At 71.7% G+C, this 6,767-nt stretch carries 4 protein-coding genes and 1 pseudogene; all 5 read left to right on the top strand.

Annotated elements, in window-relative coordinates; translation table 11 throughout:
• Positions 1-996, top strand: a 996-nt coding sequence (gene atpD, locus QZ500_RS13490) for a F0F1 ATP synthase subunit beta (RefSeq protein WP_295855923.1), incomplete at its 5' end; no start/stop codon positions are given.
• A gap of 10 nt (positions 997-1,006) precedes the next feature.
• Positions 1,007-1,426, top strand: coding sequence for a F0F1 ATP synthase subunit epsilon (locus QZ500_RS13485; protein ID WP_295855922.1), 420 nt, complete (start codon positions 1,007-1,009; stop codon positions 1,424-1,426).
• Between the two features lie 256 nt (positions 1,427-1,682).
• Positions 1,683-2,936, top strand: coding sequence for a ligase-associated DNA damage response exonuclease (locus QZ500_RS13480; RefSeq protein ID WP_295855921.1), 1,254 nt, complete (start codon positions 1,683-1,685; stop codon positions 2,934-2,936).
• The gene (locus QZ500_RS13475; RefSeq protein WP_295855920.1) at positions 2,933-4,588 is read left to right on the top strand and encodes an ATP-dependent DNA ligase; all 1,656 of its coding nucleotides are present in this window, start codon (positions 2,933-2,935) and stop codon (positions 4,586-4,588) included. Before QZ500_RS13480 ends, QZ500_RS13475 begins: the two co-directional genes overlap by 4 nt.
• Positions 4,589-4,769: 181 nt before the next feature.
• A pseudogene (locus QZ500_RS13470) lies at positions 4,770-6,722 on the top strand (ligase-associated DNA damage response DEXH box helicase); the annotation flags it as partial.
• Between the last annotated feature and the right edge of the window lie 45 nt (positions 6,723-6,767).

Here is a 6,767-nt window from a genome sequence, read left to right as displayed (position 1 = left end):
TGCCCGTTCGCCAAGGGCGGCAAGGTGGGCCTGTTCGGCGGCGCCGGCGTGGGCAAGACCGTGAACATGATGGAGCTCATCAACAACATCGCCAAGGCCCACAGCGGTCTGTCGGTGTTCGCCGGTGTGGGCGAGCGGACCCGGGAAGGCAACGACTTCTATCACGAGATGGCCGATTCCGGCGTCGTGAACCTCGAGCAGCTCGAGGAGTCGAAGGTCGCCATGGTCTACGGCCAGATGAACGAGCCGCCGGGCAACCGCCTCCGCGTGGCCCTGACCGGCCTGACGATCGCCGAGTCCTTCCGCGACGAAGGCCGCGACGTGCTGTTCTTCGTGGACAACATCTACCGCTACACCCTGGCCGGTACCGAAGTGTCCGCACTGCTGGGCCGGATGCCCTCCGCCGTGGGCTACCAGCCGACGCTGGCCGAGGAAATGGGCCGCCTGCAGGAGCGGATCACGTCGACCAAGGTCGGCTCGATCACCTCGATCCAGGCCGTGTACGTGCCGGCCGACGACCTGACCGACCCGTCCCCCGCCACCACCTTCGCCCACCTGGACTCCACCGTGGTGCTGTCGCGCGACATCGCGTCGCTCGGTATCTACCCGGCCGTGGACCCGCTGGACTCCACCAGCCGCCAGCTCGACCCGAACGTCGTCGGCGAAGACCACTACGCCACCGCCCGCGCGGTGCAGGGCACCCTGCAGCGCTACAAGGAACTGCGCGACATCATCGCGATCCTGGGCATGGACGAACTGGCACCGGAAGACAAGCTGGTCGTGGCCCGCGCGCGGAAGATCCAGCGTTTCCTGTCGCAGCCGTTCCACGTGGCCGAAGTGTTCACCGGCTCGCCGGGCAAGTACGTGCCGCTGTCGGAAACCATCCGCGGCTTCAAGATGATCGTCGCCGGCGAGGCCGACCATCTGCCGGAGCAGGCGTTCTACATGGTGGGCAGCATCGACGAGGCTTTCGAGAAGGCCAAGAAGCTCGCCTGAGGACGGACCGATGGCCAACACCATTCATGTCGACGTGGTCAGCGCGGAGGAGTCGATCTTCTCCGGCGAGGCACGCTTCGTCGCGCTGCCCGGCGAGGCCGGCGAGCTCGGCATCTACCCGCGCCACACTCCGCTGATCACCCGGATCAAGCCGGGCACGGTGCGGATCGAGACGGCCGACGGCAACGAGGAATTCGTCTTCGTCGCCGGCGGCATCCTCGAAGTGCAGCCGAACGTGGTCACCGTGCTGTCCGACACCGCGATCCGCGGCAAGGACCTGGACGAGGAAAAGGCGAACAAGGCCCGTGCCGAGGCCGAGGAAGCCCTGAAGAACGCGCAGAGCGACGTGGACCTGGCCAAGGCCCAGTCCGAGCTGGCCGTGATGGCCGCGCAGATCGCCGCGCTGCGTCGCTTCCGCCAGAAGCGTTGACGCGTGCGGGCCGCCTGCGGGCGGCCCCTGCACCCTCCACGAAAGCCACCTCCGGGTGGCTTTTGTGTTTCCAGGGTGCGGTTGCGCTTTGTTCCCAGCGGGTGGTAGCCGCGGCGCAAGATGGCGGCCACGACCGACCGGAGACGACCCGCCATGCCTACCCGCCCCACCCATCCTGCGCGACCGATCCGGCTGCTGCCGGACGGGCTGCGGCTGTCCGTGGTGCCTGCGGGTCGCGCGCCGGGTGCCTGACCCGATGGACCTGATCGTCGCCCGGCCCGAGGGCCTGTACTGCCCGCCCGGCGATTTCTATATCGACCCGTGGCGGCCGGTGGAGCGCGCCGTCATCACCCACGCCCATTCCGACCACGCCCGCACCGGCCATGCGCATTACCTGGCGCACACCGACAGCGAAGGCACGCTGCGCGCCCGGCTCGGCGCCGATATCGCGCTGCAGACGCTGCCGTATGGCGAAGCGATCGAACACCACGGCGTGAAGGTGTCGCTGCATCCGGCGGGTCATGTGCTCGGTTCGGCGCAGGTGCGGCTCGAGCACGGCGGCCGGGTCTGGGTCGCATCGGGTGACTACAAGCTGGAGGACGACGGCACCTGCACGCCGTTCGAGCCGGTGCGCTGCGACACCTTCATCACCGAATCGACCTTCGGCCTGCCGATCTACCGCTGGCCGTCGCAGCCGGTGCTGTTCGCCGACATCGACGCCTGGTGGCGGGCCAACGCCGTGGCGGGCCGCGCCTCGGTGCTGCTCGGCTACAGCTTCGGTAAGGCGCAGCGGATCATCCACGGCGTCGATGCGAGCATCGGGCCGATCATCGTGCACGGCGCGGTGGAGCCGCTCAACGCGGTCTACCGCGCCGCCGGCGTGGCGCTGCCGCCGACCCACCGCGTGACCGATCCGGGCGTCGATGCCGCCATGCTGCGCACCGCGCTGGTCGTCGCGCCGCCGTCGGTCCAGGGCACACCGTGGCTGCGGCGCTTCGGCGCGTATTCCGACGCCTTCGCCAGCGGCTGGATGCAGCTGCGCGGCACCCGCCGCCGGCGCGGTGTGGACCGCGGCTTCGTGATGTCGGACCATGCCGACTGGCCCGGCCTGCAGAAGGCGATCGGCGCGACCGGCGCGGAGCGGGTGTTCGTTACCCACGGCAGCATCGCGGTACTGGTGCGCTGGCTGCGCGAGAACGGCCTGGACGCCCAGGGCTTCAAGACCGAGTACGGCGACGAGGACGACGAGGCGGCACGCCCGTCCGCCCCTGCCGACGTGGGCGACGGCCCTAGTGCCGGCGATCCGCCGCCGGTCGCCCAGCCGGGCGGCGACGCGTCGCCGGTCGAATCGGAGCCCGCTCCGGACGCCACCGCGACCGCACCCGACGAGCCGGGCGGCGCGGTCGCCGACTTGGCGGCCGCCGGCGACCGGGCCGATCCCCGCCATGCCGCCGCCGCCCCGACTTCCTCTGCCACCGCCCCCCCGCGGCGACCGCGCACCCGTCGATGAAGGCCTTCGCCGCCCTCTACCGCGCGCTGGATGCCACCACTTCCAGCCTCGCCAAGCAGGCCGCGCTGCAGCAGTACCTGCAGGCCGCGCCGCCGGCCGATGCCGCCTGGGCGATCTATTTCCTCGCCGGCGGCAAGCCGCGCCAGCTGGTGCCGAGCCGTCTGCTGCGCGAGATCGCACGCGATGCGGCGGGCCTGCCGGAATGGCTGTTCGACGAGAGCTACGACGCGGTCGGCGACCTGGCCGAGACCATCGCGCTGCTGCTGCCGCCCCCGACCGAGGCGCACGACCTGCAGCTGGCGCAGTGGATGGAGCAGCACCTGCTGCCGCTGCGCAAGACGCCGCCTGAGGCGCTGCCCGGCGTGCTGCGCGCGCAGTGGGCGCAGCTCGATCCGGCCGACCGGCTGGTGTATTTCAAGCTGATCACCGGCAGTTTCCGCGTCGGCGTGTCGCGGCTGCAGGCGACCCAGGCGCTCGCGGCGGTGAGCGGGGTGGACGCCAAGCAGATCGCGCAGCGCCTGATCGGCTACACCCACATCGGCGGCCAGCCGACCGCGGCCGACTACGCGCGGCTGATCGCGCCGGTGTCCGACGACGAACAGACGCGCCGCACCAGCGGCCATCCGTACCCGTTCTTCCTCGCCCATCCGCTGAACCTGCCGGTGGAGCGCTTCGACGAGGCGGTCGGGCCGCCCGGCGACTGGCAGATCGAATGGAAATGGGACGGCATCCGCGCCCAGCTGGTGCGCCGGGCGGGCCAGGCCTGGGTCTGGTCGCGCGGCGAGGAGCTGGTGACCGACCGGTTTCCGGAACTGCAGACGCTCGGCATGGCGCTGCCCGACGGCACCGTGGTGGACGGCGAGATCGTCGTCTGGCGGGACGGGCGCGCCCAGCCGTTCGCCGAACTGCAGCGCCGTATCGGCCGCAAAACGCTCGGCGCCAAGCTGCTGCGCGAGCTGCCGGTCGTTCTGCTCGCCTACGACCTGCTGGAGCAGGACGGCGAGGACCTGCGCACGCATCCTCAGCACGAGCGCCGCGCGCGGCTCGACGCGCTGCTGGCTGCGCTCGACCATCCGACCCTCGTCGCCAGCCCGCTGCTGCACGGCGACAGCTGGCAGGCGCTGGCGGTCCAGCGCGAGCAGGCCCGGTCGCTCGGGGTGGAGGGGATGATGCTGAAGGCACGCGCCGCGCAGTACGGCGTCGGCCGGACCAAGGACGTCGGCACCTGGTGGAAATGGAAGATCGACCCGCTGTCGATCGACGCGGTGCTGATCTACGCCCAGCGCGGCCACGGCCGGCGCGCCAGCCTGTACAGCGACTACACCTTCGCGGTGTGGGACGGCCCGCCCGGCGCCGAAAATCGCGCGCTGGTGCCGTTCGCGAAAGCGTATTCCGGCCTGACCGACGCCGAGATGGGCCGGGTCGACGCGGTGATCCGCAAGACGACCGTCGAGAGCTTCGGCCCGGTGCGCAGCGTGAAACCGACGCTCGTCTTCGAACTCGGCTTCGAGGGCATCGCCCGCAGCGGCCGGCACAAGAGCGGCATCGCGGTGCGCTTCCCGCGGATGCTGCGCTGGCGCGAGGACAAGCCGGTGGAGGAAGCCGACACGCTCGACACGCTGGCGGCGCTGCTGCCGCACTCGGACCCGTGACGATGGCGTTTGCTCCTGAAAAGATAGCTGTTCGCGCAGATGTGGCGTGTGCAGGAGCCGGATTTCCTTCTGAAATTCTATTCGACGCCCCTATCGGTGCCGGCGCTGGTACCTGTACCGGTGCCGATGCCGCAGCCGCAGCCGCAGCCGGTGCCGTCACCCGCCGCGCCAGCCGCCCCCGATGAAAGGCAGCCCCGCCGCCCGCGCCGTCGCCGACTGGTTCGCTGGCCGGGGCTGGAAGCCGTTCCCGTTCCAGAAGCAGGTCTGGAAGGCGATGGCCGAGGGCCGCTCCGGCCTGCTGCATGCCACCACCGGCGCCGGCAAGACCTACGCGGTCTGGCTCGGCGCGCTGCAGGCCTTCGCCGCGATCCCGCCGCCGGCCGAGCCGCCGCCCAGCGCCCGCCGCCGTGCGGTGCCGCCGGGCGTGCCGCTCACCGTGCTGTGGATCACGCCGATGCGGGCGCTCGCCGCCGACACGCTCAAGGCGCTGCAGGCGCCGCTCGACGCGCTCGCGCCGGTGCATGCCGGCCTGGCGCGCTGGACGGCCGGCGCGCGCACCGGCGACACCGCGGGCGCCGAACGCAGCGCGCAGACCCGCCGGCTGCCGACGGTGCTGGTCACCACGCCCGAGAGCCTGTCGCTGCTGCTCACCCGCGCCGACGCGCAGGAGGTGCTCGGTACCGTGCAGCTCGTCGTCGCCGACGAATGGCACGAGCTGATCGGCAACAAGCGCGGCGTGCAGCTGCAGCTGGCGCTGGCCCGGCTGCAGGGCTGGAGCCCGGCCCTGCGCATCTGGGGCATGTCGGCCACGCTCGGCAACCTGTCGGAGGCGATGGACACGCTGCTCGGCCACGGCGACGGCGTGATGGTGCAGGGCAAGGTCGAGAAGCGGCTGGTGGTGGACACGCTGCTGCCCGACCGGTCCGAGCGCTTCAGCTGGGCCGGCCACCTCGGCCTGCGCATGCTGCCGCAGGTGGTGCAGGCGCTGGAGGAGACGACGACCGCGCTGGTCTTCGTCAACGTGCGGTCGCAGGCGGAGCTCTGGTACAAGGCGATCCTCGACGCGCGGCCCGACTGGGCCGGTTCACTGGCGATCCACCACGGCTCGCTCGACCGCGGCGTGCGCGAATGGGTCGAGGCGGGGCTGAAGGCCGGCTCGCTGCGCGCGGTGGTCTGCACCAGCAGCCTGGATCTGGGCGTCGATTTCCTGCCGGTCCAGCGGGTGCTGCAGATCGGCTCGCCCAAGGGCGTGGCACGGCTGCTGCAGCGCGCAGGCCGTTCGGGCCATGCGCCGGGGCGGCCGTCGCGCATCACCCTGGTCCCCACCCACACACTGGAACTGGTCGAGGCCGCCGCCGCCCGCGCCGCGGTGCAGGCCGGCGAGGTCGAGATGCGCAGCAGCCCGCGCCGGCCGGTCGACGTGCTGGTGCAGCACCTGGTGACGGTCGCGCTCGGCGGCGGCTTCGTGCCCGAGGCGCTCTACGACGAGGTGCGTCGCACCGCCGCCTACCGCGACCTGCCGGCGGAGATCTGGCAGTGGTGCCTGGACTTCGTGCGGCACGGCGGCGCGTCGCTGCAGGCGTACCCCGACTACCGCCGGGTGGTGCCGGACGAGGAGGGCATCTGGCGCGTGCCCGATGCCCGCCTGGCACGCCGCCACCGCGCCAACATCGGCACCATCGTCAGCGACGCCACCATGGCGGTGCAGATACAGCACGGCGCCCGGCTCGGCACGATGGAGGAGAGCTTTCTCGCCCGCCTGTCGCCCGGCGACTGCTTCGTCTTCGCCGGCCTTGTGGTGGAGATGGTCGAGATCCGCGACATGACCGCGTATGTGAAACGCGCCGGCCCCAAGCGGCCGACCGTGCCGCGCTGGGGCGGCAGCCGCATGCCGCTGTCCACCGTGCTGGCCGACTTCACCCTGCGCCAGCTGGCCCTCGCCGACGACCACCGCTTCGCCAGCCCCGAGATGCGCGCGGTAAGGCCGCTGATGGAGGTGCAGCAGCGCTGGTCGGCCATCCCCACGCCCGGCACGCTGCTGGCCGAGACGCTGCGCACCCGCGAGGGCTGGCACCTGTTCCTCTATCCCTTCGCCGGCCGCCACGCCCATCTCGGCTTGGCCAGCCTGTTCGCCCTGCGCGGCGCGCCAGGCGAGATCGGACGAGCACACGTCTGAACT

Origin of the sequence: uncultured Xylophilus sp. (assembly GCA_913776965.1) — a bacterium.
Lineage (GTDB): Bacteria > Pseudomonadota > Gammaproteobacteria > Burkholderiales > Burkholderiaceae_C > Xylophilus.
The sequence above is the reverse complement of the archived record's forward strand: the minus strand, read 5'-3'. Positions and strand labels throughout refer to the sequence as shown.

Bases quoted from the DNA above. Each gene is read 5' to 3' on its own strand.
- QZ500_RS13485 (WP_295855922.1), top strand. From the start codon at position 1,007: ATGGCCAACACCATTCATGTCGACGTGGTCAGCGCGGAGGAGTCGATC.
- QZ500_RS13480 (WP_295855921.1), top strand. From the start codon at position 1,683: ATGGACCTGATCGTCGCCCGGCCCGAGGGCCTGTACTGCCCGCCCGGC.
- QZ500_RS13475 (WP_295855920.1), top strand. From the start codon at position 2,933: ATGAAGGCCTTCGCCGCCCTCTACCGCGCGCTGGATGCCACCACTTCC.